Below are 23,864 nucleotides of genomic sequence, written 5' to 3' on the forward strand. Positions count from 1 at the left end.
TAGGCGAACGTGCCCGCTCACCGGCAGACCGGACACGCCGGGCTCTCCGTCGTTCCCGCGGGGCGGACGGGCAGGATGGCCCCATGGACATCCGGTTCTCCGAATCCGCCCCGTCGACGATCGGCGTCGAGTGGGAGTTGCCCCTCGTCGACCGTGCGACGGGTGACCTCACACCGCGCGCCCCGGCGGTGCTCGCCGCCGTCCGGGAACGCCTGGACGATCCGGACCGGGTGACGGAGGAGCTCCTCACGAACACGGTCGAGGTCGTCACCGACGTGCACCGCAGCGTCGGTGGCGCCACCCGCGAGCTCTCCGGGATCATCGGCCAGGTCATCGACGCCGCCGAGCCCCTCGGTGCGCAGGTGATGTGCTCCGGCACCCACCCGTTCGCCGTGTGGGACCAGCAGGAGATCACGCCGGACAGCGAGCACTACACGGAACTCATCGACCGCACCCGCTGGTGGGGTCGGCAGATGCTCATCTGGGGCGTGCACGTGCACGTCGGCATCGACGACCGTGACAAGGCCGTCCCGATCATGAACGCGATGCTCGGCTACGTCCCGCACCTGCAGGCGTTCACGGCCTCGAGCCCGTTCTGGGCGGGGACCGACACCGGGTACGCCTCGAACCGGGCCCTGATGTTCCAGCAGCTGCCCACCGGTGGGCTCCCGCCGCAGCTCGGGGCGTGGGCGAACTTCGAGGAGGTCGTCGGCGACCTCGTGCACACCGGCGTCATCGACGGCGTGAAGGACCTGCGGTGGGACATCCGTCCCTCGCCGGGCTGGGGCACGCTCGAGAACCGCGTCTCGGACGGCATCTCCACGCTCCACGAGGTCGGCGCGGTCACGGCCCTCGTGCAGTGCCTGGTCACCGAGAGCTCGGACCGGATCGACGCCGGCGAGACCCTGCAGGCGATGCAGCCCTGGTTCGTCCGCGAGAACAAGTGGCGTGCGGCCCGCTACGGCATGGATGCCGAGATCATCACGAACGTCGCCGGCGACGAACGGCTGGTCACCGACGAGGTCCACGACCTGGTCACCCGCCTGGACCCGATCGCCGAACGGCTCGGCTGTCAGGAGGAACTGCACCACCTCGACACGATGATCGAGCGCGGTGCTTCGTACCAGCGTCAGTTGGCGGTCGCTCAGGCGAACGGCGGAGACCTCCGCGCGGTCGTCCAGCACCTGGTCGGCGAACTCCGCGACTCGCTCTGAACCGTCGCGACGCGACCACGGACGGACGGGAGGCCCGGTACCAGCTGGTACCCCTCCCTCGCAGGCTCGGTCGGCGCGCCCCGCGTGCCGCTGGCGCGTCACGCTGAGCGGGGCGCGCCCGTCCGTCAGGTGGTCGGGTCAGCGTCCGAGGAACTTCTGCAACGAGGCGAGCTCTTCCTCGGATGGCACCCCACCGTTCTTGCCGGCGCCCATGCCGAGCCCGAGGCCCGCGCCCTTCGGCGCCTGCTGCGGCGCGGGGGCGGTACCGGAGGCGAGCGCAGCGCGCTTCGCCGGGTTGCCGACCTTCTTCTTCTTGCCCTGCGGCTGCTGCTTCTTGCCGCCGTGCATGCCCGGGATCGGGCCCATGCCGGGCATCTGCGGCACCCCGCCACGGGCGACGGTCTTCATCATCTTCGCGGCCTGCTCGAAGCGGTTCACGAGCGCGTTGACCTCGGTCACCGTGGAGCCGGCACCGCGCGCGATCCGCAGGCGCCGGGACCCGTTGAGGAGCTTCGGCAGTTCGCGCTCCTGCGGGGTCATCGACTGGATGATCGCCTCGGTACGCACGATCTCGCGCTCGTCGAAGTTTTCGAGCGCTTCCCGCATGCCCTTCGCGCCGGGGAGCATGCCGAGCATGCCCTTGATCGAACCGGCCTTCCGCAGCTGCTGCATCTGCTGCAGGAAGTCGTTCAGCGTGAAGTTGTCGGTCGCGATCTTCTCGGCGACCGCACGGGCCTCGTCCTCGTCGAAGGCGGACTGCGCCTGCTCGATGAGGGACAGGATGTCACCGAGGTCGAGGATCCGGCTCGCCATCCGGTCCGGGTGGAACGGCTCGAAGTCGTCGAGGCCTTCACCCGTGGACGCGAACATGATCGGACGCCCGGTGATCGAGGCGACCGACAGGGCTGCACCACCGCGGGCGTCACCGTCGAGCTTGGACAGGACGACGCCGGTGAAGTCGACGCCCTCCTGGAAGGCGCGGGCCGTCGTGACGGCATCCTGACCGATCATCGCGTCGATGACGAAGAGGACCTCGTCCGGGTCGACGGCCTTGCGGATGTTCGCGGCCTGCTTCATGAGCTCCGCGTCGACACCGAGGCGACCGGCGGTGTCCACGATGACGGTGTCGTACTGCTGGTCGACCGCGGCCTTGATCGCGTTCTTGGCGACCTTGACCGGGTCGCCGACGCCGTTGCCGGGCTCCGGGGCGAAGACGTGCACGCCGGCCTGCTCGCCGACGACCTGCAGCTGCTGCACCGCGTTCGGACGCTGGAGGTCCGCCGCGACGAGCATCGGGGTGTGGCCGTCCTTCTTGAGCCACTTGCCGAGCTTGCCCGCCAGGGTCGTCTTGCCGGCGCCCTGCAGGCCCGCGAGCATGATGACCGTCGGCGGACGCTTCGCGAACTCCAGGCGTCGCTGCTGCCCGCCGAGGATGCCGACGAGTTCCTCGTTGACGATCTGGACGACCTGCTGCGCCGGGTTGAGCGCCTTGTTGACCTCGTCCGAGAGCGCCCGCTCGCGCACCGAGGCGGTGAAGGACTTCACGACCTCCAGCGCGACGTCCGCGTCGAGCAGCGCCCGCCGGATCTCGCGGACGGTGCCGTCCACGTCGGACGGCGTCAGCCGTCCCTTGCTCCGCAGGTTGCGGAAGGTCTCGGTGAGCCGATCGGAGAGTGAACCGAATTGCGCCATGATCCGACCATCCTACCGTCCGTGGCATGCGGCCCGGGAGGCGCGGCAAGCCGTCGACCGGTCCGGCCCCGCCGCAGACGGACGGGAGGCTCCCCACCAGCTGGTGGGGAGCCTCCCGTCCGTCGTCGTGCCGTGTGTCAGACGCGCGACCCGCCACCGCGGACGCGGCGGAGGATCCAGCCGATGACGGCGAGGACGATGAGCACCAGGCCGATGAACAGCAGGACCTTCAGCGCAGCGCTGACGATGCCGGTCACCAGCAGGACGACGCCGACGATCAAGGCGATGATGAGCAGTGCAGGCATGTGGGGTTCCTCTCCCGGTCGGTCACGTACCAGGCGGACGGTACACGCCCACCGCGCCCGACGACCGGGGCAGGCTGCCTCGGGGGGGGCGGAGGCTCAGCCGACGAGGTTCTGCACGAAGACGTGCGGGGTGAAGCCCGTGAGGTCGTTGATGCCCTCGCCCTGCCCGATGAGCTTGATCGGGATGCCCGTCTTCTCCTGCACGCTGAGCACGAACCCGGCCTTCGCCGACCCGTCGAGCTTCGTGATGACGAGACCGGTCACGCCGGCACCCTCGATGAAGGCCTGCGCCTGCGCCAGGCCGTTCTGGCCGGTCGTCGCGTCGAGGACGAGCAGGACCTCGGCGATCTCGGTCTGCTTCTCGACGACGCGCTTGATCTTGCCGAGCTCGTCCATCAACCCGGCCTTGGTGTGCAGTCGGCCGGCGGTGTCGATGACGACGATCTCGATGCCCTGCCGGATCGCCTGCTCGACGGTCTGGTACGCGACCGACGCCGGGTCCTGCCCGGGCTGCGAGGGCCGGACGACGTCGACGCCGGCGCGCTGCGCCCACGTCGCGACCTGCTCGACGGCCGCGGCTCGGAAGGTGTCGGCGGCGCCGACCAGGACCGTGCGGTCGTAGGTGCGGAGGAACTTCGCGAACTTGCCGATGGTCGTGGTCTTGCCGACGCCGTTCACCCCGACGACGAGCACGACGGCCGGTCGGGCGCTGAGCTTCAGCGTGGTGTCGAGCTTCGACAGGCGCTCTTCGAGGACCTCGCGGAGCATGCGGTTGAGGTCGGCGGGGTCGGTGGTGCCGTACCGGTCGACCCGGGCGCGGAGGTCCTCGATGATCTCCTCGGAGATGTCCGGACCGAAGTCGGCGCCGATGAGTGCGGTCTCCAGGTCCTCCCACGTCGTCTCGTCGATGGTCTTCCGCTGGAAGAGACCCCGGAGCCGGGAGGACAGTGACCAACTACTCGCCATGTTCCCAGCTTAGAGGGGCCCGGGTGAGCGCGACCTTCGGTAGTGTCGGAGACGCGAAGGGGAGTATTCCCTCTCGGCGACCCCGTCAGTACGGCCCGGAACGACCCGGACCCGGGGCGTCGGTCGCGGCCCAGCTCGGAACCGACCTCGTCGGACACCGGACAGGACCGCGGCGGAAGAGACCTTCAGGCTCTGGCGTACCCGTTTTCCGAACCACTTCCGTGGTCGGAGCTCGTCGATGGACGATGTGGTGCGCCCCTGACCTGGAGGTTCCAGTGGACGTTCCCCTGTACGTGTGGCTCATCACGATCGCAGGCATCCTCGCCTTGCTCGTGTTCGACTTCTTCTCGCACGTGCGCACCCCGCACGTGCCGCACATCCGCGAATCGGCCTTCTGGTCCGTGGTCTACATCGCGCTCGCCATCCTGTTCGGCGTCGGCGTCTGGGTGTTCGGCGGCGGACAGGCCGGCGGCGAGTACTTCGCCGGCTGGTTGACCGAGAAGGCGTTGTCCGTCGACAACCTCTTCGTCTTCCTCATCATCATGACGACGTTCGCGGTGCCGAAGGAGTTCCAACAGAAGGTCCTGCTGGTCGGTGTCGCGATCGCCCTCGTCGCTCGCGGTGTCTTCATCGCCCTCGGTGTCACGATCATCGAGAACTTCTCGTGGGTCTTCTACCTGTTCGGTCTCCTGCTGTTCTGGCTCGCCTGGTCGCAGGCGAAGGGCGGCGACGAGCACGGCGCCGAGGACGGCGACTCGAAGCTCATCCGTCTGCTCCGCCGTGTCATCCCGACCTCGGACCACTTCGACGGTGACCGCATGACCACCCGGGTCAACGGCAAGCGCCTCTTCACCCCGATGCTCCTCGTGATGGTCTCGATCGGCCTGACGGACGTGCTCTTCGCGCTCGACTCGATCCCCGCGATCTTCGGGCTCACGCAGGACGCGTTCATCGTGTTCACCGCGAACGCGTTCTCGCTGCTCGGGCTGCGCCAGCTGTACTTCCTCATCGCCGGGCTGCTCGAACGCCTCATCTACCTCGGTCAGGGTCTCGCCGTCATCCTCGCCTTCATCGGCGTGAAGCTCGTCTTCCACGCGCTGCACGTCAACGAGGTGCCGTTCATCAACGGCGGCCAGCACGTCGAGTGGGCGCCGGAGATCCCGATCTGGTTCTCGCTCGGGTTCATCCTGCTGACGATCACCGTGGCCACGGTGGCGAGCCTCGTGGTGTCGAAGCGCCGTCAGCAGCGCGGCCTCACCCCGACGGGCGACAAGCCGGTCGAGGCCGACGTGCAGTAGGCGTCCGCTCCGCACGACGGGAGGCCCGGTACCGGCTGGTACCGGGCCTCCCGTCCGTGGTGGGTCGGCGGTGAGGCGGTCAGGCGACCGCCGGCTCCGACCTCGGCTCCGTGCCCGGCTCCGGTCGCTGCACCCGCTGGCCGACGACCGCCGAGACGCCGTCCTGCCGCATCGACACCCCGTAGAGCGCGTCCGCGATCTCCATGGTTCGTTTCTGGTGCGTGATGACGATGAGCTGCGACGCCTCGCGCAGGCGGCCGAACACGGTCAGCAGACGGCCGAGGTTGGCGTCGTCGAGGGCCGCTTCGACTTCGTCCATGATGTAGAACGGGCTCGGCCGGGCGGTGAAGATCGCCACGAGGAGCGCCACCGCAGCCAGGGACCGCTCACCACCGGACAGCAGCGTCAACCGGTCGATCTTCTTGCCGGCGGGCTTCACCTGCACGTCGATGCCCGTGGTCAGCATGTCGTCGGGGTTCGTCAGCGAGATCGAGCCCGAACCGCCCGGGAACAGGATCGGGAACACGACGTCGAACGCGGCCCGGGTGTCCTCGAACGCCGACGCGAAGATCGTCTGCATCTTGCCGTCGAGTTCCTCGATGATCGTGAGCAGGTCGGTGCGCGTCTGCTGCAGGTCCTCGAGCTGCTCGGACAGGAACGCGTGCCGCTGCTCGAGTGCCTGGAACTCCTCGAGCGCCAGCGGGTTCACCTTGCCGAGCCGCCCGAGGTCGCGTTCGGCGGCAGCGAGCCGGCGTTCCTGCTCCTCGCGGACGTAGGGGGTCGTCGGGACGTCCGCCGGGTCGACGTGGGGCGCCTCGAACTCCGGGAGCGCGGGGCCACCGGGCAGGGTCGACTCGGCGTCGACGAGCGCGGTGTCGGCGTCGGCCTCCGTGTCCGGGGCGGCTTCCGAGTCGTCGGCCTCGGCCTGCGCTCCGGCCGCCGCAGCCGCACGGGCAGCCTCTCGGTGGCGTCGTGCCAGGACACGGGGGTCCACCAACACGTCGACCGGCACGGGCACGTCCGGCCCGTACTCGGCGACCAGGACGGACTCCCCCAACCCGAGCTCGCTCTGCGCCCGGTCCAGGACCCCGGTGACGTGCAGCCGCTTCTCGTAGATCTCCATCTCGAGGGAGTGCACGCCGTCCGTGAGGGTCTGCAGCCGGTCGCGCAGCTCGCGCTCCTCGTTCCGGATCGTCTGCAGTTCGGAGTTACGACGGGAGCGCTCGGACTCCTCGGTCGCGAGCTGCACCCGCGCCTCGGCGAGCGACCGGTCGACGGCGGCCAGCACGACCGGCAGGTCCGCGAGCACCCCTTCGGCCGACGCGATCTGGGCGCGGCGGATGACCGCGAGCCTCGCCGCTTCCTCCGCCGCGGCCCGCTCGGCCTCGAGCTGCCGTTCCAGCTGGTCGGCACGTCGGCGCTCGGCGCGCGCCCGTTCCCGGGCGGTCTCGACCTGCAGCCGGTGCTCGATCTCCGCGGCCCGGGCGGCGTCCACCGCGTCCTGCGCCGCCGGCCGTGCCGAGGCGTCGACGACCGGCCTCGGCCGGTCGGTGAAGTGCCGGAGCGCCGCTTCCGCCTCTGCCAGCGCCGCCTCGGTCACGGCCGTCGTGCCGTCGGTCTCGGCCAGCGCGGCCCGCAGACGCTCGACCTCGGCGGCCGTGTTCTCCGCGCGGGCCCGGGCCGACGCACTGGCCCGGTCGTACTCGGCACTCGCGCGGGCGTGTTCACGGGCGGCACGGTCGGCCTCGTCCACGGCACGTCGCGCCGCCTCGACCGCCGTGCGCGCGGCCTGGAGGCCCGTGGCCGCGTCCTCCGCCTCCGTCACGACCGTCCGTCGTCGCGTCACGGCGGCGTCCCGGTCGGCGACGAGCTCGATGCGGGAGGTGGTCCGTGCCCCGCCCCCGGTCACCCGGGCAGCACGGACCAGGTCACCGGACCGCGTGACGACGATGGAGTCCGGGGCGGCGGCGAGCACGGCCTCCAGGTCGACGTCGTCGGTGTCCGCGACCAGCGTGTCGGCCAGCAGGGCGGTGAGGGCCGGCGGTCCGTCCACCAGGTCGAGTGCCCGCCGGACGGACGACGGCAGCACGGCCGGCAGTCGGGACCCGGAGCCGGCGACGTCGGCGACGACCACGTCGATGCGGCCGAGGTCGGCGGACCGGGCGTGCTCGACGGCGCCGAGTGCGCCTGCGCGGTCGTCAGCGAGGACGGCGTCGGCCAACCCGTCGAGCGCCGTCGCGACGGCCGCCTCGAACCCGGGCGTGACGGTGAGGCCGTCGGCAAGACGACCGACGATGCCGTCGCGGCCGGCGTCGATGACCGCCTGGGACCCGTCGCGCACGTCGATCGACAGCGCCAGGGCCGCGATCCGGGCGTCGAGCGCGTCCCGTTCCCGCTCGAGCGCGTGCAGGCGATCACGGTGGCCGTCACGGTCACCCTGGGCGTGGTCCAGCTGCTCGCGCGCGGCGGTGAGCGTCGCGGACAGGGCGTCCTCGTCCGTGTCGAGGGAGGGGTCACGGCCGACGTCCTCGAGCGCAGTGGCCGCCTCCTCGGCGCGGGCGACGGCCTCGGTCAGCGAACGCTCCCGACGCTCTCGGTCGCCCGCCGCCGCGGAGCGCTTCGACCGGGCGACCTCGACCGCACTGGCCAGACGCTGCCCGTCGAGGTCGTGCTGCGCGACGAGGGCGGCCTGCGCGGCGATCTGCTCGTCGAGGGCGTCGAGCGCGGCACGGGCGGCACGGACCTGGTCGCCGACGCTCGTCGTGCCGCCCTGCATGTCGCGGGCCCGCTCGTCGAGCCGGTCGGCCTCGGCGCGGACACCGGCGACCCGCTCCGGGGTGATCGTCGGACCCTGCTGCGGCGCCTCGGCCTGCTGCGCCAGGAACATCAGGCGCTGGTTGGCGAGCATCGACAGGCTGCGGAGGCGCTCCTGGACGCTCTCGAGCCGGTGCACCACGGTGCGAGCGCGGTCCACGTCGTCGCCGACCATGCTCGCCTCCACCTGCTGCTGGCGCTGCCGGATCTGGTCGAGCCGCTCCTGCAGGACGCCTCGTTCGGACTTCCGACCGGTCTCGACCGCCAGGTGGTCACGGAGTTCGCGGCGGAGGCGCACCACGTCGTCCGCCAGGAGCCGCGCCTTGGCGTCGCGTGCGACCGCGGCGACGGACTGCGCCTTGCGGGCCACCTCGGCCTGACGACCGAGCGGCTTGAGCTGGCGACGGATCTCCCCCGCCAGGTCGGACAACCGGGTGAGGTTCGTCTGCATCGCCTCCAGCTTGCGGAGCGTCTTCTCCTTGCGGCGACGGTGCTTGAGGATGCCCGCGGCCTCCTCGATGAAGCCGCGTCGGTCCTCCGGGGTGGCGTGCAGCACCTTGTCCAGCTGACCCTGCCCGACGATGACGTGCATCTCGCGGCCGAGGCCGGTGTCACTCAGCAGCTCCTGCACGTCGAGCAGTCGGCAGTTCTCGCCGTTGATGGCGTACTCACTGCCGCCGTTGCGAAACAGCGTGCGGGAGATCGTCACCTCGGCGTACTCGATCGGCAGCAGGCCGTCCGCGTTGTCGATCGTCAGCGTGACCTGTGCACGACCGAGCGGCCCGCGGGTGGCGGTCCCGGCGAAGATGACGTCCTCCATCTTGCCGCCGCGCAGGGTCTTCGCGCCCTGCTCGCCCATCACCCAGGCCAGGGCGTCGACCACGTTCGACTTGCCGGAACCGTTCGGACCGACGATGCACGTGACGCCGGGCTCGAAGGCGAAGGTGGTCGGCTGCGCGAAGGACTTGAACCCCTTGATGGTCAGGCTCTTCAGGTACATGCGGTCTCCGGGTCCTCGGTCGGCGTCAGGTTAACGCAGCCGCGCCCGGGGTCTCGGTTGGCACACGGGGCAACGGTGGCTGGAGCGGTTCATCCACGGCTCGCGCACGATCGGCGTCCCGCACCGCGGGCACGGCTCGCCCTGCTGCCCGTACACCGCCAGGCGCTGCGAGAAGTAGCCGGACTGCCCGTTCACGTTGACGTACTGGGCGTCGAAGCTCGTGCCACCGTCCTCGAGCGCACGCCGCAGCACCGCCCGGACCTCGTCGAGGAGCCCTCGGAGGGTGGCGCGTGGCAGCCGGTCGGCGGGGCGGTCGAAGTGGAGCTTCGCGGCCCACAGCGACTCGTCCGCGTAGATGTTCCCGATGCCGCTGATGACACCCTGGTCGAGGAGGACCCGCTTGATGCCGCTCGACCGCTTCCGTGCGGCGGCGAGGAACCGGTCGTCGTCGAACGCGGGGTCGAGCGGGTCGCGGGCGATGTGTGACACCTGGAACGGGATCCGGCGACGCCAGGCCGCGTCCGGGTCGGTCGTGTCCACGGCACCGGCGAGCCCCGCGGGAGCACCGTCGATCGTCGGCAGCATGCGGTCGATCGCCATCGACCCGAAGGTGCGCTGGTCGACGAACTCGAGCTGCACGGGAGCTTCCGGAGTGCCGTCGCGGTCCGTGCCGGGAGGCTGCACGTCGAGGACGATGCGCCGGTGTCGGGCTGCGGGCCGGTCGCGGCCGAGGAGGATCTGGCCGCTCATGCCGAGGTGTGCGACGAGAGCCTCGGGGTGCTGGGCTGCGGGGTGCTGGGCTGCGGGGTGTCCGGCTTCGGGGCGCTCGGCCTCGAGGTCGTCCTCGAGCGGGAACCACATGAACTTGCCGCGGCGGACGGCGGCGGCGATCGTCCGGCCGGTCAGCCGGTGCGCGAAGTCCTCGGCCGGGCCGTCGTGCCGGGTCAGGGCGCGCTCGTCGAGCACCTGCACGTCCAGCACCCGAGCGCCGGTCACCGCGGGTTCGAGGCCGGCGCGGACGACCTCGACCTCGGGGAGTTCGGGCACCTGGTCAGGCTCCGGCGGTCCGACCGGACAGTCGCGTCCAGGCGTCCAGCGCGGCCGACATCTCGGCGGTCTTCTTGCTCGTCCCGGTGCCGGTGGCGATGTCCTCGCCCTGCAGCACGACGGTGGCGTGGAAGGTCTTGTCGTGGTCCGGGCCCGCCTCGGTGATCCGGTAGGCCGGGTTGCCGAGGGTCAGCGCGGACGCCAGCTCCTGCAGGCTCGTCTTCGGGTCCATCGCCGCACCGAACCGCGCGGGGTCGACGAGCAGCGGCGCCACGAGACGCAGCACCAGGTCCGTCGCGGAGTCCGCACCCGCGGACAGGTAGGTCGCACCGATCACGGCTTCGACGGTGTCGGCGAGGATCGAGGACTTGTCCCGACCGCCCGTCTGCTCCTCGCCCTTGCCGAGCCGGAGGTACGCGCCGAGGCCGATGAGTCGGCCGATCTCCGCCAGGGCGACCGTCGACACGAGGCTGGCACGCCGCTTGGCGAGCTCGCCCTCGTCGAGCTCCGGGTAGTCCCGGAAGAGCTTGACGGTCACGGCCTGGCCGAGGATGGAGTCGCCGAGGAACTCCAGCCGCTCGTTGTGCCGGATCCCGCCGTGCTCGTACGCGTACGAGCGGTGGGTCAGCGCGAGCTGGAGGAGCTCGAGGTCCACAGGGACCCCGAGGAGGTCACGAAGACGAACGACGTCCGGCCCCACGGGGCTGGACCCCGCGGCGCCGGACGTCGCAGTCATGAGTGCGGTCCGATCAGACGTCGGCGACCTTGCGGCCCTTGTACTCCATGTACAGAGGGGTGCCGGCGGAGTCCTCGACGACCTTCGCACGGTGCGGGAGGCTGTAGACGACCTTGCCGTTCTCGATCGTCTTCACGAGCTGGACCGGTGCGGCCTTCCACTGCGATCGACGGGCGTGCGTGTTCGCACGGGACTGCTTGCGCTTGGGGACGGCCATGGTGGTTCTCTTTCGCTTGGTCGGTGGTCAGTCGCGGATGGTGGCGGTCACTCGGCCTGGTCGGCCGGCGTCCGCTCCTCGTCCGCGGTGGTCTGGTCAGCGTCGTGGTGCCCGCTGGTGTTCTGGTGCTCGTTGCTGTCGTCGTGCTCGTCGTTGTCGTCGGGCTCGTCATTGTCGAACTGGATCCCGCCGAGCGCGGCCCAACGGGGATCGGCGGCCGACGGAGCCGGTTGTTCGCCGACGTCTGCCAGACGCTCACCCGTCACCGGGTCGAGTCCTGGGCAGTCCGGTCGGCAGACCGGGGTGAACGGCAGCGACAGCACCACCGCGTCTCGGACCACCGGTTCACAATCCACGTGGTCGTCGTGAACCTGGTAGTCGAATTCCTCCGAGGCATCATACGCGAACACCTCGGCGAATTCGACATCGACGGGCTCGCTGATGTCGATGAGGCAGCGCGAGCACTCCCCCGTCGCTTCAGCCCGGGCGTGTCCGGACACCAGGATGCCCTCGTGCAGACCCTCGAGCTTCACGTCGAGGTGCATCTGGTCGCCCTCACGCACGGCGATCAGACCGGCACCGAGCGTGCTCGGCACGACGATGTCGACCGAGACCTCGCGCATGTCGCCCGCCCGTTGCGCGAGGTCACGCACACGCAGGGCATAGGGGCTGTTCACGGAGGAATACACGATCAACCAGCCTAGCGCGCCCGAGCCGAGGAGTCGAGCGCCCGACGCGTGTCGCGGACCGTGGCGAGGGTCGTCGACGGCAGCGCGGTGTCAGTGCCGGTCGTCGAGCGCTCGCGCCACGACCCGGGGCACGTACGGCGTGACGTCCCCGCCCAGGCCGGAGACCTGCCGGATGAGCGAGCTCGACACGTGCGCACGGGCGGCGTCCGGCAGCAGGAACACCGTCTCGACACCGGCGAGGTGGCGGTTCATGATCGCCATCGGCGTCTCGTACGCCACGTCCTCGCCGGAGCGCACGCCCTTCACCAGGATCTTGGACCCGACCTGTCGGCAGTAGTCGACGAGCAGCCCTGACGTCCACTCCCCGACCACGACGGTGCCGGGCACGCCGACCTCGGTCAGGGACTCCTCGATGAGCCGCACGCGGTCGCCGGCGTCGAACAGGGCGGACTTCTTGTCGGGGTTGTGCACGACGAGCACGTGCACCTCGTCGAACAACTCGGCGGCACGGGCGATGACATCCAGGTGCCCCAACGTCACGGGGTCGAAGGAACCGGGCACGACGGCGATCTTCGTCATGCAGGCGACCATACCTGCGCCCGGTCCTGGCCGGCTCGGTCCTGGCCGGCTCGGTCCTGGCCAGCCCGGTCCTGGCCAGCCCGGTCCTGGCCGGCCAGCGGTCAGTTCTTGCCGAGGAACGCCGCGTCGGACTCGTCGAGGCGTCGTGCGAGGGCGTCCCGCAGCGCCGGGCTCCCGCTGAGGTCCGGGTCGCGCTCGAGGAGTCGCTCGGCCTCTTCCCGCGCGTCGATGATCACGCCGGCGTGCTGCACCACCCGCAGCAGGGTCAGCGACGACCGGCCGCCGGACTGCCGTTCGCCGAGCACGTCGCCCTCGCGGCGGAGCTCCAGGTCCACCCGGGCCAGTTCGAACCCGTCGTCGGAAGCAGCGACCGCGTCCACACGCTCACGCGAGACCGTCTCGGCCTCAGCGTGGGTGACGAGCAGGCAGACGCCGGCGTACTGCCCGCGGCCGATGCGTCCGCGGAGCTGGTGCAGCTGCGAGACGCCGAACCGGTCGGCGTCGAGCACCGCCATCATCGAGGCGTTCGGGACGTCCACGCCGACCTCGATCACCGTGGTGGCGACGAGGACGTCGACGGCCCCGTCGGCGAAGGACGTCATCACCCGGTCCTTCTCCTCAGCCGTCATCCGCCCGTGCAGCACCTCGATCCGACGACCCTCGAGCACCGGCATCGTGCGCATCCGTTCGGCGGTCGCCAGGACCGTCGCGGGCTTCCGGGCCGGTGTGCCGTCCGGGTCGCCACCGGTCGGCTCGGGGGCGCCGTCGTCTTCACCGTGGGCGTCGTCGATGGCCGGGCAGACGACGAACGCCTGTCGGCCGTCGGCCAGTTCCTCGGCCATCCGTGTCCAGATCCGGGACTCCCACCCCGGGTGCTCGGCCAGTCCGACCGTGAAGGTCTCCACCCCGGCGCGACCGGAGGGCATGCCCTGGATGGTCGAGACGTCGAGGTCGCCGAACACCGTCATCGCGACCGTTCGCGGGATCGGCGTCGCGGTGAGCACCAGCACGTGCGGCGGGGTCGCGCCCTTCGTCCGCAGGGCTTCACGCTGCTCGACGCCGAAGCGGTGCTGCTCGTCGACGACGACCAGACCGAGCTCGGCGAAGTCCACGCGGTCACCGAGCAGCACGTGCGTCCCGACGACGAGCCGGGACCCGCCCGAGGCCGCCGCCAGCAGTGCACGCCGGCGTTCGTCGGTGGACTGCGAACCGGTCAGGATCACCGGTCGGAGCTCCGCGGCGAGGTCGGGGCCGAGGAACTTCACGATCGACCGGAGGTGCTGCGCCGCCAGGACCTCCGTCGGGGCGATCAGGGCGGACTGGCCGCCCGACTCGGCGACGGTGAGCATCGCCCGGATCGCGACGAGGGTCTTGCCCGAACCGACCTCGCCCTGCACCAGTCGGTGCATCGGCCAGGTGCCCGCCATGTCCTGCGCGATCTCCGCACCGACCGCCCGCTGGTCGTCGGTGAGCGTGAACGGCAGGGTCGCGTCGAACCGCTCGAGGATCCCGCCCGGTGCGGCCGTCCGTGACACCGAGGCCGTCGCACGGGCCGCGATCCGGCGCTGCACCAGCGCGGTCTGCAGCACGAAGGCCTCGCGGTAGCGCAGGGCGTCCTGAGCGCGCTTGAAGTCCGCCACCTTCTCGGGCCGGTGCAGCATCTCGAGTGCCTTCCGGAACGGCACCAGGTCGAGACGGGTGCGCACCGAGGCGGGGATCGGGTCGGCGACGTCCGGCAGGGTGTCGAGCACGATCCCCATCGCCTTCGCGATCTGCCACGACGACAGCGACGCGGTCGCCGGGTAGATCGGGATCGGCTGCCGCGACCACCGGATCGCCTCGTCCGACTCGGGGTCCGCCGTGGCCCGCGGGTCGTCGCGGTCGAACAACTCGTAGTCCGGGTGCGCCAGCTGCCGAGCGCCGCGGTAGTCGCCCACCTTGCCGGCGAACACCCCGCGGGCGCCGGGGACGAGGTCCTTCGTGCGCCACCCCTGGTTGAAGAACGTCAGCGTCAACAGGCCCTTGCCGTCCCCGATCTTCGCCTCGAGGATCGAGCCGCGCCGCGCCCGCATCGTGCGCTCGCGGACCTCGACCACCTCGGCCACGATCGTCACCGGCTCGCCGATGGCCAGCGAGTCCAGGGCGGTCAACGCGCCGCGCTCGGCGTACCGCCGGGGGGCGTGCTCCAGGAACTCGCCGACCGTGCGGTGCCCGAAGGCCTTCTCGATCGCCTTCGCGGTCCGCCCGCCGAGGACGCTCGCCAGCTTCACGTCGAGCGGCGCCGTGCCCCACTGCACGTCAGGGGTCGGCACGTCGGCGGAGCCGTCGGGGGTCGTCGGAGCGGTGTCGGCGCGGGAGGTGACCACACGCCAACGGTACCCGGGACGACCGACCCGTCACGGGCCTCCCGGACGCCTGTGGAGAACACCGGAGGGCTGCTGACGGCCCGCTACGGTGACTACATGACCCGCATCATCGCCGGTGCCGCCGGCTCCACGACGCTCCGGGTGCCGAAGTCCGGCACCCGGCCGACGAGCGACCGCGTGCGCGAAGCGCTCTTCTCGTCGCTGGAGGCGCGCGGGCTGATCGACGACACCTCGGTTGCCGACCTCTACGCCGGGACCGGTGCCCTCGGGCTCGAAGCGGCGTCACGAGGTGCGGTGGAGGTGTCCCTCGTCGACCGGGCGGCACCCGCCGCGGCCGCCTGCCGCGACAACGCCAAGGCGGTGCAGAAACGTGTCCCCGGCGTCCGCATCGCCGTGCACGCGCAGCCCGCGCTCGGGTACCTGCGGACCACGGCGAAGACCTTCGACCTGGTGTTCATCGACCCGCCGTACGAGGTCCCGGAGTCCGAGCTCACCGACGTCCTCGACGCCCTGGTGTCCCGGCTGACGGCCGAGGCGGTCGTCGTCGTCGAGCGGGGCACGCGGTCGCCGGAACCGACGTGGCCGACCGGGCTGACGCCGTTCAGCAAACGGTCATGGGGCGACACCGTCGCGTGGGAGGCCGTTGCCGACTCCGCCGGCTGATCCACGCCGACCGCCGACCGCCCACTGCGCCGTCGGGCGCGGGCCGTCAGCCCGCCGCGCCGTCCCAGTCGGCGTAGGGGTCCCAGCCCGTCGTGGGGACCGGCTCCCCGCCGCGCACGAGGTCGACACCGTGGCCCCTGTCACCGCCGTGGTCGTCGTCCGCGACTCGAGCGCGGACGAGTCCGATCCGTCGGAACCCGCCCGGGAGGCTCGCCCCCGCGGGGAAGGTCGCCAACAGTCCGTGGTCCTCACCGCCGTGCAGCGCGACCGGGTCCAGCGCCGGCTCGACATCGAGTTCCAGCGTCACGCCGCTCGCGCGGGCCAGTCGGCCGGCGTCGATCGCCAGGCCGTCCGAGAGGTCGAGCATCGCGGTCGCCCCGGCCGCGGCGGCGAGTGGTCCCTCGGCGATCGGCGGCACCGGACGGCGCTGCCGGGCGACGTCCGGATCGGCGTCCGCACCGTTCGCCCGCACCCGACCGGCGTCCGGCTCACCGGCGTCGTCGACCCCGTCGCGGAACAGGCGGGCGAGTCCTCGGGCGGCGGGCCCGAGTTCGCCCGAGACCGCGAGCACGTCGCCGGGGCGGGCGCCCGAGCGGACTACGGGGGCGCGTCCGCCGAGGTCGCCGAACGCGGTCACGGTCAACGAGAACGTCGCCGAGGTCGACAGGTCACCGCCGACGACGCCGATGCCCGGAGCGAGCGTCTCGATCGCGAGCCGGAACCCGTCGGCGATGCCCTCGAGCACCGTCACGGGGGTCTCCTGCGGGGCGGCGATGGCGACGACGAGGCCCGAGGGTGCCGCGCCCATCGCGGCCACGTCGGACAGGTTCGTGGCGGCGGCCTTCCAGCCGACGTCCTCGGGCGAGGACCACGCCCACCGGAAGTCCGGACCGTGCACCATCATGTCCGTCGTGACGACGAACCGCCCGTCGGGAGCGGCGACCACCGCGCAGTCGTCCCCGGGGCCGAGCAGCGGCGAACCGGACGGCAGGCGCCGGGTCACGCGGTCGAGCACCGCCAGTTCGCCGAGCGCCCCCACCGTCTCCGTCGGGGTGCCGGGGCTCTGCTCGTGCGTCGCGTCCACACGAGAACGGTAGCCTGGACGTCGATGGACACCGCACCCCGCCGCCCCCGGAACGCCCGCCGTCGGCTGGGCAGCGCGTTGGGCGGTGTGGCCCTCGCCGCCGCCGTCGTGGTGGGACTGACCGGCTGCACGAACGCGGTCGCCATGCAGGCCGCGCCCTCGGCGAACGCCGCCGCCTGCGCCGGTGCGCAGGTCCGGCTGCCCGCCACCCTGAACGGGACGCTCCCGCTACGGAACACCTCCGCGCAGGCGACCGCCGCGTGGGGCTCCCCCGCCGCGGTGCTCTACCACTGCGGCGTGGCCGTGCCGACGGTCTCCGACCTGCCGTGCTTCGCGCAGGGCTCGGTCGACTGGATCCGCGACGCCCGGGGGCAGAACGTGGTCTACACGACGTTCGGGCGCTCCCCCGCGGTGCAGGTCGTCATCGACACGAAGCGGGCCACGTCGGATGCCCTGCAGGACCTGGGTGACGCCGTGTCGACGCTGCCGGAGGACGGGCACCGCTGCCTCGACCCGCAGGACGTCGGCTAGGACGCTCGGCACCCTGGCACGGCCGGCGTCGCGACCGTGGACGTCCCGGCCGTCGACGTTCCGACCGTCGACGGCCCTGCCGCCCGACGTCCGGGAGCGTCAGCGGACCGCGATGCGTCCCAGCTCGATGAGCTCCGCGACGAGGTCCGGGTAGGCCAGGCCCGACGCCGCCCAGCAGCGCGGGTACATCGAGAACGGCGTGAAGCCCGGCATCGTGTTGACCTCGTTGACCACGAAGCCGTCGTCCGTCAGGAAGCAGTCCACGCGGGCCAGTCCCGCGCCACCGATCGCCTCGAACGCACGGGCGCCGATCGACCGGATCTCGTCGGTCTCGGACTCGCTCAGCGGGGCCGGGCAGAGCAGCTGCTCATCGCCGCCCAGGTACTTGGCAGTGAAGTCGTAGAAGCCGTCCTCGGCGACGACGATCTCGCCCGGCAGGCTCGTGCGCGGGGTGCCGTCACGGCCCTCCAGGACGGCGACCTCGACCTCCCGACCGATCACCCGGGGCTCGACGATGACCTTGCTGTCGTGCTCGAACGCCAGGTCCATCGCGGCCCCGAGCTGTGCGGGGTCGTCGACGCGTGAGACACCCATGCTCGACCCCGCACGGGCGGGCTTCACGAAGAGCGGGAACCCGTGCGCGGCGACCGACTCAGCGACGTCGACCGGGTCCGACTGCCACTGTCGGCGGAGCACGGTCGTCCAGGGCGCGACCCGCAGTCCGGCGTGTTCGAGGACGGCCTTCGCGACGTGCTTGTCCATCGCCAGGGCACTGGCGAGCACGCCGTCGCCGACGTACGGCAGGCCGGCGGTCTCCAGGAGGCCCTGGATCGTGCCGTCCTCACCGAACGGGCCGTGCAGGATCGGGAACACCACGTCGACCGACCCGAGGGACTCCACCGACCCGTCGGGCAGCTCGACGAACAGCTCCCGGGAATCGCCGGAGACCGGGAAGCGGACGCGGGTGCCGTTGTCCGGCACCGTCGGCAGCTCCTGGCCGAGCAGCGCCCAGTCCGACGGGTCGTCCGGTTGCAGGGTGAACGCGCCGTCCTTGGTGATGCCGATCGGCAGCAGGTCGTACCGGTCGCGGTCGACGACGTCCATGATCCCGCCCGCGGTGACGCAGCTGATCTCGTGCTCGCTCGATCGCCCACCGAACAGCACGGCGACGGTGGTCCGCTCGGCGTCGGTCGACACCGTGGGGACGGCTGCGTCGATCGGTTCGGGTGCGGGCGCGGTGCTGCTCATGGACGCTCCAAGCGGTGGGTACCGGGACCGGTCACTCGCCCTGGGGCTCGTCGGTCTCCGTGAGGTGCGGCGCGATGTTGCGCGGATCGAGCTTACCGGCGAGGACCTCGCCGACCTGCCCGACGATGGGCATGTCGACACCGTTCGCCCGGGCCAGTTCGAGGATCGGCGCGACCGAGGCCAGGCCCTCCGCGGTCTGGTTCATCTGACGGACGACCTCGTCGAAGCGGTACCCCTGCCCGAGCAGCCGGCCCGCGGTGTTGTTCCGCGAGAGCGGCGACTGGCACGTGGCGATGAGGTCACCGAGGCCCGCGAGCCCGGACAGCGTCGACGGCTGCGCGCCGAGGGACACCGCGAACTCGGTCATCTCGGCGAGACCGCGGGTGATGATCGAGGCCTTGGTGTTCTCGCCGTAGCCGACGCCGTCGACGATGCCGATGGCGACCGCGATGAGGTTCTTGAGGACCCCGCCGAACTCGGTGCCGATGACGTCCGTGTTGATGAACGAGCGGAAGTAGGGGTTCGTCGCGACCGCGGCGACGGCGGTCGCGGTGTCCACGCTCGAGGACGAGACCACGGCGGCGGTCGGCTGTCGGCGGGCGATCTCGAGCGCCAGGTTCGGCCCGCTGGCCACGGCGATGCGGTCCTGGTCGATGCCGAGCCCCTCGAGGAGCACCTCGCTCATCCGCAGCCCGCTGGCCTTCTCGACGCCCTTCATCAGGCTGACGACCGGCACGTCGGCCGGCAGGAGCTCCCGGATCGCGGCGAGGTTCGAGCGGAGGGTCTGCGACGGCACCGAGACGTACACCTGCTCGGCACCGGCGAGCACTGCGGCGAGGGACGTCGAGGCGGTCAGGGTCCGCGGCAGGTTGATGCCGGGCAGGTACTCCGAGTTCCGCTTCGTCTCGGTGATCTCCCGTGCGATCTCGGGTCGCCGGGCCCAGAGGACGGTCTCGGCGCCGCCCTCGGCGAGCACCTTCGCGAACGTGGTGCCCCAGCTGCCCGCGCCGATGACGGCCACGCGTGGTTTGTCCGTCGACTGCATGACGACGCGGATCGCGGCGGTGTCGACGGCGCCACGTGCGGCGACGGAGGGGTCCGGGCGGTCGTCGTGCGGTCGGAGACCGGGGGCGGTCCCCCGGGCGGCTGCGTCACTCAAACTTGCCGGTCTCCTTCTGGCGGTTGGCGCTCGGGTCCCAGCGCTGCTCCGGAGCACGCTCACCACGGAGCTGCTCGACGAGCTTGGTGATCTCGGCCATCAGCGCGTCGGTGACCTGCTGCAGGAGCGCCTGGTCGATCGGCTTGCCGCGGTACGCGGACAGGTCCATCGGCTCGCCGAACAGGATGTCGACGTTCGCCTTCCGGAACAGGTTGAGGCGCTTGGAGTACCGCGGCAGGATCCGCTGCGTGCCCCAGTGGGCCATCGGGATGAGCGGCACGTCGTTCTCGAGCGCGATCCGTGCCGCGCCGGTCTTGCCGCGCATCGGCCACAGGTCCGGGTCACGGGTGAGCGTGCCCTCCGGGTAGACGATGACCGCCCCGCCGTTCCGGACGAGTCCGCCACCGCCCTGCAGTGGGTTGCTGGAGCGGGTCCGCCCGGAGCGTTCGACGGGGATCTGTCCCATGCCGGACATCAGCTTGCCGACGACGGGCACGTCGAAGATCGACGCCTTCGCCAGGAACAGCGGTGGTCGGCGGCTCACCCAGACGGCGGTGCCGACCACCAGCGGGTCGATGTTCGTGTAGTGGTTCGGCGCGAGCACGAACGCCCCGTCCGCCGGCAGGCGGTTCGGGCCGTGCCAGCGGTACGCCGCGACCGCACGGAACAGCGGGATCACGAAGACCGAGGTGATGCGGAACGCGACGTTCAGGTCACCACGCTTCCAGCGCCTCCCGGGGTTCGGGAGGCCCGTGGTGACCTGCTCCACCGCACCGGCGCGGGCGTCGGCCGGCTCGGCGCTCATTCCGCGAAGTCGAAGTCCGCGCCGAGCTTGCGGAGCTTCGGGATGAAGTGCTCGTAGCCACGGCTGATGATGCCGACGTTCGTGATCCGCGACTCACCCTCGGCGGTCAGCGCCGCGATGAGGTGGCTGAAGCCACCGCGGAGGTCGGGGACACGGACGTTCGCACCGTGCAGCTTCGTCGGGCCGGTGATGACCGCGGCCTGCTCGAAGGGACGACGGGCGACACGGCGGTCGTGACCCGGCAGGCCCTCCTTGTGCACGACGATGTCGGCACCCATCTCGTTGAGCGCGTCGGTGAAGCCGAAGCGGTTCTCGTAGACGGTCTCGTGCACGACGCTCTGACCCTCGGCCTGCGTGAGCGCGACGACGAGGGGCTGCTGCCAGTCGGTCATGAAGCCGGGGTGCACGTCGGTCTCGATGACGACGGGCTTGAGGACGTCCAGCTCGCGGTAGAACCGGATGCCGTCCTCCTGGATGTCGAACCCGCCGCCGACCTTCCGGAAGACGTTGAGGAACGTCATGAGCTCCTGCTGCTTGGCACCCTCGACGAAGATGTCGCCGTTGGTGGCCAGCGCGGCGGAGGCCCAGCTCGCGGCCTCGTTGCGGTCGTTGATCGCGCGGTGCGTGTACCCGCGGAGCGACTTGACGCCCTCGATGAAGATCGTGCGGCTGGGCTCGACCGTGACGATCGCGCCCATCTTCTGCAGGATCGCGATGAGGTCCATGATCTCGGGCTCGATCGCGGCGTTCCGCAGCTCGGTGGTGCCCTCGGCGAGTACGGACGAGAGCAGGACCTGCTCGGTCGCGCCGACGCTCGGGTAGGGCAGCTCGATGTTCGCGCCCTTGAGGCCGTTCGGGGCGGTGATGTGGATGCCCGAGACCTGCTTGTCGACGACGGCCCCCATCGCACGGAGTGCGTCGAGGTGGAAGTCGATCGGACGGTCGCCGATGCGGCAGCCCCCGAGGTCGGGGATGAACGCCTCGCCCAGCTTGTGCAGCAGCGGGCCGCAGAAGAGGATCGGGATCCGGCTGGAACCGGCGTGCGCGTCGATCTCGGCGAAGTGCGCCGTCTCGACCCGCGACGGGTCGAGGATGAGCTCGCCCCGTGCGGGGTCGGTCACGCGCACACCGTGCACCTCGAGCAGGCCGCGGACGACCTTGACGTCGGAGATGTCCGGGACGTCCTTGAGGATCGACGGGGTGTCTCCGAGGAGCGCCGCGACCATGGCCTTGGTCGCGAGGTTCTTCGCACCGCGGACCTCGATGCGTCCCACGAGGGGCTTGCCCCCGCGGATGACGATCTCGTCCGACTTGAGACCGACGCGCGCCCCTGCAGCTGCTGCGTCCTGTACGAGAGAGTTCACTACTTCACCGGCAATGTCTTCGGCCGCCAACGGGAGCGGCGGGATTCGAACTCCGTGATCGAGGTCTCGTCACGGAGGGTGAGCCCGATGTCGTCGAGCCCTTCCATCAACCGCCAACGAGTGTAAGCGTCGATCTCGAAAGCCACGTCCATGTCGCCGATCGACACGCGCTGTGTCGCCAGGTCGACGGTCGCCTCGATCCCGGGCTGGGCCTCGATCGCCGCCCACATCCGCTCGATCTCGGGCTCGGACACCATCGCGGTGACCAGGCCCTGCTTGCCGGCGTTGCCCTTGAAGATGTCCGCGAAACGGGGTGAGACGACCACGCGGAACCCGAAGTCGCGCAGCGCCCACACCGCGTGCTCACGGGACGACCCGGTGCCGAAGTCCGGTCCGGCGACCAGGACCTTCGCGCCCTGGTAGGCGGGCTGGTTGAGCACGAAGTCGGGGTCCTGGCGCCAACCGGAGAACAGCGCGTCCTCGAAGCCGGTCTTCGTGACCCGCTTCAGGTACACCGCGGGAATGATCTGGTCGGTGTCGACGTTCGACCGCTTCAGCGGTGCGGCGATCCCGGTGACGGTGCCGATCTTGTCCATCAGTGGTTCCCTCCTGCGGTCGCCGGCACGGCCAGGCGAGCGTCGTCGTCTTCCAGGTCCCACGGGCTCGACAGCGTCCCGCGGACGGCGGTCGCGGCGGCGACCAGCGGCGAGACCAGGTGGGTCCGACCGCCCTTGCCCTGCCGGCCTTCGAAGTTGCGGTTCGAGGTGGAGGCGCAGCGCTCCCCCGGCGCGAGCTGGTCGGGGTTCATGCCGAGACACATCGAGCAGCCGGCGAACCGCCACTCGGCGCCGAAGTCGGTGAACACCTTGTCGAGCCCCTCGGCTTCGGCCTCGAGCCGGACGCGGGCGGAGCCCGGCACGACCATGACGCGGACGCCGGGCGCCTTCTCGCGGCCCTGGATCACGGACGCGAAGGCCCGGAGGTCCTCGATGCGGGAGTTCGTGCAGGACCCCATGAAGACCGCGTCGACCGCGATGTCCTTCATCGGCGTGCCCGCCTGGAGGTCCATGTACTCCAGCGCTCGGGACGCCGCGGCGCGGTCGTTCGGGTCCGCGTAGTCCGCCGGGTCCGGCACGGACTCGGACAGCGAGACGCCCTGGCCGGGGTTCGTGCCCCAGGTGACGAAGGGCTCGAGGGCGTCGGCGTCGATGAAGACCTCGGCGTCGAACACGGCGTCGTCGTCGGTGGCGAGGGTGTCCCAGTAGGCCACGGCCTCGTCCCAGTCGGCACCGGTCGGGGCGTGGTCGCGGCCCTGCACGTAGTCGTAGGTGATCTGGTCGGGGGCGACCATGCCGGCGCGGGCACCCGCTTCGATCGACATGTTGCAGATCGTCATCCGGCCCTCCATCGAGAGCGCCCGGATGGCCGAGCCGCGGTACTCGAGCACGTAGCCCTGTCCGCCGCCCGTGCCGATCTGCGCGATCACCGCCAGGATGACGTCCTTCGCGGTGACGCCCGGGCGCAGCGTGCCCTCGACCGTGACGGCCATCGTCTTGAAGGGCTTCAGCGGCAGGGTCTGCGTGGCCAGGACGTGCTCGACCTCGCTGGTGCCGATGCCGAACGCCATCGCGCCGAAGGCACCGTGGGTCGAGGTGTGCGAGTCCCCACAGACGACCGTGATGCCGGGCATCGTCAGTCCGAGCTGCGGACCGACGACGTGCACGATCCCCTGCTCCTTGTCGCCGAGCGAGTGCAGGCGGACACCGAACTCCTCGCAGTTGCGGCGGAGGGTCTCGATCTGGGTGCGGCTCGTCGGGTCCGCGATCGGGCGGTCGATGGCGAGCGTCGGGGTGTTGTGGTCCTCGGTCGCGATCGTCAGGTCGAGCCGCCGCACCGGGCGGCCGGCCTGCCGCAGGCCGTCGAACGCCTGCGGGCTCGTGACCTCGTGCACGAGGTGGAGGTCGATGTACAGGAGGTCGGGGTTGCCGTCCTCTCCCTTGACGACGACGTGGTCGTCCCACACCTTCTCGGCGAGCGTCCTGCCCATGCCCGTGCCTCCTCGTTCGCGTTCCGATGCCGCTGTCACG

21 protein-coding genes are annotated in these 23,864 nt (G+C 71.2%); 4 read left to right on the plus strand and 17 right to left on the minus strand.

The features are described from left to right. Positions 1 to 83 precede the first annotated feature (83 nt). On the plus strand, positions 84 to 1,214 hold the full coding sequence (locus tag DEJ25_RS04195; protein WP_110902034.1) for a glutamate--cysteine ligase: 1,131 nt from the start codon (positions 84 to 86) through the stop codon (positions 1,212 to 1,214). Between the two features lie 138 nt (positions 1,215 to 1,352). Here the strand turns inward: DEJ25_RS04195 and ffh are convergent, their stop codons facing one another. The 3 genes from ffh to ftsY all read right to left on the minus strand — a co-directional run bounded on the left by ffh (position 1,353) and on the right by ftsY (position 4,177). Continuing rightward, positions 1,353 to 2,906, minus strand: coding sequence for a signal recognition particle protein (ffh, locus tag DEJ25_RS04200; protein WP_111043868.1), 1,554 nt, complete (start codon positions 2,904 to 2,906; stop codon positions 1,353 to 1,355). A gap of 137 nt (positions 2,907 to 3,043) precedes the next feature. Then, entirely contained in the window at positions 3,044 to 3,211 is a 168-nt protein-coding gene (locus DEJ25_RS16575) for a hypothetical protein (RefSeq protein WP_181421429.1), read from the minus strand. Between the two features lie 96 nt (positions 3,212 to 3,307). Next, positions 3,308 to 4,177 carry a signal recognition particle-docking protein FtsY gene (gene ftsY / locus DEJ25_RS04205; RefSeq protein WP_110902032.1) on the minus strand — a complete coding sequence of 290 codons (870 nt, stop codon included), beginning with the start codon at positions 4,175 to 4,177 and terminating at the stop codon, positions 3,308 to 3,310. A gap of 275 nt (positions 4,178 to 4,452) precedes the next feature. On the opposite strand from ftsY, the gene DEJ25_RS04210 reads away from it, so the two are divergent. Next, positions 4,453 to 5,475 (plus strand): TerC family protein, encoded by a 1,023-nt coding sequence (locus DEJ25_RS04210; RefSeq protein WP_111043869.1) that lies wholly within the window; start codon positions 4,453 to 4,455, stop codon positions 5,473 to 5,475. Positions 5,476 to 5,554: 79 nt separating this feature from the next. Here DEJ25_RS04210 and DEJ25_RS04215 read toward each other — a convergent pair whose 3' ends face one another. From DEJ25_RS04215 to DEJ25_RS04245, 7 genes are all read right to left on the minus strand, one after another. Beyond that, on the minus strand, positions 5,555 to 9,289 hold the full coding sequence (locus tag DEJ25_RS04215) for a chromosome segregation SMC family protein (RefSeq protein WP_111043870.1): 3,735 nt from the start codon (positions 9,287 to 9,289) through the stop codon (positions 5,555 to 5,557). A 30-nt stretch (positions 9,290 to 9,319) separates the two neighbouring features. After that, positions 9,320 to 10,336, minus strand: coding sequence for a bifunctional DNA-formamidopyrimidine glycosylase/DNA-(apurinic or apyrimidinic site) lyase (gene mutM / locus DEJ25_RS04220; protein ID WP_111043871.1), 1,017 nt, complete (start codon positions 10,334 to 10,336; stop codon positions 9,320 to 9,322). 4 nt (positions 10,337 to 10,340) lie between these two features. Beyond that, positions 10,341 to 11,072, minus strand: a complete 732-nt coding sequence (gene rnc, locus DEJ25_RS04225; protein WP_110902028.1) for a ribonuclease III — start codon at positions 11,070 to 11,072, stop codon at positions 10,341 to 10,343. A gap of 13 nt (positions 11,073 to 11,085) precedes the next feature. Next, a complete protein-coding gene (gene rpmF, locus DEJ25_RS04230; RefSeq protein WP_110902027.1) occupies positions 11,086 to 11,289 on the minus strand; it encodes a 50S ribosomal protein L32 in 204 nt (67 codons plus the stop codon). 47 nt (positions 11,290 to 11,336) lie between these two features. Next, positions 11,337 to 11,978, minus strand: a complete 642-nt coding sequence (locus DEJ25_RS04235) for a DUF177 domain-containing protein (protein ID WP_258366414.1) — start codon at positions 11,976 to 11,978, stop codon at positions 11,337 to 11,339. Between the two features lie 90 nt (positions 11,979 to 12,068). Next, positions 12,069 to 12,557, minus strand: coding sequence for a pantetheine-phosphate adenylyltransferase (coaD, locus tag DEJ25_RS04240; protein WP_111043909.1), 489 nt, complete (start codon positions 12,555 to 12,557; stop codon positions 12,069 to 12,071). Positions 12,558 to 12,658: 101 nt separating this feature from the next. After that, positions 12,659 to 14,854 (minus strand): ATP-dependent DNA helicase RecG, encoded by a 2,196-nt coding sequence (locus DEJ25_RS04245; RefSeq protein ID WP_111043910.1) that lies wholly within the window; start codon positions 14,852 to 14,854, stop codon positions 12,659 to 12,661. A gap of 165 nt (positions 14,855 to 15,019) precedes the next feature. On the opposite strand from DEJ25_RS04245, the gene DEJ25_RS04250 reads away from it, so the two are divergent. Then, the gene (locus DEJ25_RS04250) at positions 15,020 to 15,586 is read left to right on the plus strand and encodes an RsmD family RNA methyltransferase (protein WP_111043911.1); all 567 of its coding nucleotides are present in this window, start codon (positions 15,020 to 15,022) and stop codon (positions 15,584 to 15,586) included. Positions 15,587 to 15,632: 46 nt separating this feature from the next. Here DEJ25_RS04250 and thiL read toward each other — a convergent pair whose 3' ends face one another. Further along, positions 15,633 to 16,670: a thiamine-phosphate kinase gene (thiL, locus tag DEJ25_RS04255; protein ID WP_181427341.1), complete on the minus strand. Its 1,038-nt coding sequence runs from the start codon at positions 16,668 to 16,670 to the stop codon at positions 15,633 to 15,635. Positions 16,671 to 16,694: 24 nt separating this feature from the next. On the opposite strand from thiL, the gene DEJ25_RS04260 reads away from it, so the two are divergent. Further along, positions 16,695 to 17,201, plus strand: coding sequence for a DUF3515 domain-containing protein (locus DEJ25_RS04260; RefSeq protein ID WP_258366093.1), 507 nt, complete (start codon positions 16,695 to 16,697; stop codon positions 17,199 to 17,201). Positions 17,202 to 17,300: 99 nt separating this feature from the next. Here the strand turns inward: DEJ25_RS04260 and DEJ25_RS04265 are convergent, their stop codons facing one another. The 6 genes from DEJ25_RS04265 to leuC form a co-directional block, all read right to left on the minus strand. Continuing rightward, on the minus strand, positions 17,301 to 18,449 hold the full coding sequence (locus DEJ25_RS04265) for a D-alanine--D-alanine ligase family protein (RefSeq protein WP_111043872.1): 1,149 nt from the start codon (positions 18,447 to 18,449) through the stop codon (positions 17,301 to 17,303). Between the two features lie 31 nt (positions 18,450 to 18,480). Then, on the minus strand, positions 18,481 to 19,494 hold the full coding sequence (locus tag DEJ25_RS04270; protein WP_111043914.1) for an NAD(P)H-dependent glycerol-3-phosphate dehydrogenase: 1,014 nt from the start codon (positions 19,492 to 19,494) through the stop codon (positions 18,481 to 18,483). A 106-nt stretch (positions 19,495 to 19,600) separates the two neighbouring features. Next, entirely contained in the window at positions 19,601 to 20,413 is an 813-nt protein-coding gene (locus DEJ25_RS04275; protein ID WP_110902023.1) for a 1-acyl-sn-glycerol-3-phosphate acyltransferase, read from the minus strand. After that, entirely contained in the window at positions 20,410 to 21,777 is a 1,368-nt protein-coding gene (gene murA / locus DEJ25_RS04280; protein ID WP_110902022.1) for a UDP-N-acetylglucosamine 1-carboxyvinyltransferase, read from the minus strand. The genes DEJ25_RS04275 and murA overlap by 4 nt, the downstream gene beginning before the upstream one ends. Beyond that, the gene (gene leuD, locus DEJ25_RS04285; protein WP_111043873.1) at positions 21,777 to 22,373 is read right to left on the minus strand and encodes a 3-isopropylmalate dehydratase small subunit; all 597 of its coding nucleotides are present in this window, start codon (positions 22,371 to 22,373) and stop codon (positions 21,777 to 21,779) included. The genes murA and leuD overlap by 1 nt, the downstream gene beginning before the upstream one ends. Next, positions 22,373 to 23,824, minus strand: coding sequence for a 3-isopropylmalate dehydratase large subunit (gene leuC, locus DEJ25_RS04290; RefSeq protein WP_111043874.1), 1,452 nt, complete (start codon positions 23,822 to 23,824; stop codon positions 22,373 to 22,375). The genes leuD and leuC overlap by 1 nt, the downstream gene beginning before the upstream one ends. Positions 23,825 to 23,864: the final 40 nt, after the last annotated feature.

Source organism: Curtobacterium sp. MCPF17_011 (assembly GCF_003234145.1).
GTDB lineage: Bacteria > Actinomycetota > Actinomycetes > Actinomycetales > Microbacteriaceae > Curtobacterium.

Excerpts from the sequence above, each read along its gene's own strand:
- DEJ25_RS04260 (WP_258366093.1), top strand. The coding sequence starts at position 16,695 with ATGGACACCGCACCCCGCCGCCCCCGGAACGCCCGCCGTCGGCTGGGC.
- ftsY (WP_110902032.1), bottom strand. The coding sequence starts at position 4,177 with ATGGCGAGTAGTTGGTCACTGTCCTCCCGGCTCCGGGGTCTCTTCCAG.
- coaD (WP_111043909.1), bottom strand. The coding sequence starts at position 12,557 with ATGACGAAGATCGCCGTCGTGCCCGGTTCCTTCGACCCCGTGACGTTG.
- ffh (WP_111043868.1), bottom strand. The coding sequence starts at position 2,906 with ATGGCGCAATTCGGTTCACTCTCCGATCGGCTCACCGAGACCTTCCGC.
- DEJ25_RS04270 (WP_111043914.1), bottom strand. The coding sequence starts at position 19,494 with ATGCAGTCGACGGACAAACCACGCGTGGCCGTCATCGGCGCGGGCAGC.
- leuC (WP_111043874.1), bottom strand. The coding sequence starts at position 23,824 with ATGGGCAGGACGCTCGCCGAGAAGGTGTGGGACGACCACGTCGTCGTC.
- rnc (WP_110902028.1), bottom strand. The coding sequence starts at position 11,072 with ATGACTGCGACGTCCGGCGCCGCGGGGTCCAGCCCCGTGGGGCCGGAC.
- DEJ25_RS16575 (WP_181421429.1), bottom strand. The coding sequence starts at position 3,211 with ATGCCTGCACTGCTCATCATCGCCTTGATCGTCGGCGTCGTCCTGCTG.
- leuD (WP_111043873.1), bottom strand. The coding sequence starts at position 22,373 with ATGGACAAGATCGGCACCGTCACCGGGATCGCCGCACCGCTGAAGCGG.
- rpmF (WP_110902027.1), bottom strand. The coding sequence starts at position 11,289 with ATGGCCGTCCCCAAGCGCAAGCAGTCCCGTGCGAACACGCACGCCCGT.
- DEJ25_RS04275 (WP_110902023.1), bottom strand. The coding sequence starts at position 20,413 with ATGAGCGCCGAGCCGGCCGACGCCCGCGCCGGTGCGGTGGAGCAGGTC.
- DEJ25_RS04250 (WP_111043911.1), top strand. The coding sequence starts at position 15,020 with ATGACCCGCATCATCGCCGGTGCCGCCGGCTCCACGACGCTCCGGGTG.
- DEJ25_RS04195 (WP_110902034.1), top strand. The coding sequence starts at position 84 with ATGGACATCCGGTTCTCCGAATCCGCCCCGTCGACGATCGGCGTCGAG.
- DEJ25_RS04215 (WP_111043870.1), bottom strand. The coding sequence starts at position 9,289 with ATGTACCTGAAGAGCCTGACCATCAAGGGGTTCAAGTCCTTCGCGCAG.
- DEJ25_RS04265 (WP_111043872.1), bottom strand. The coding sequence starts at position 18,449 with ATGAGCAGCACCGCGCCCGCACCCGAACCGATCGACGCAGCCGTCCCC.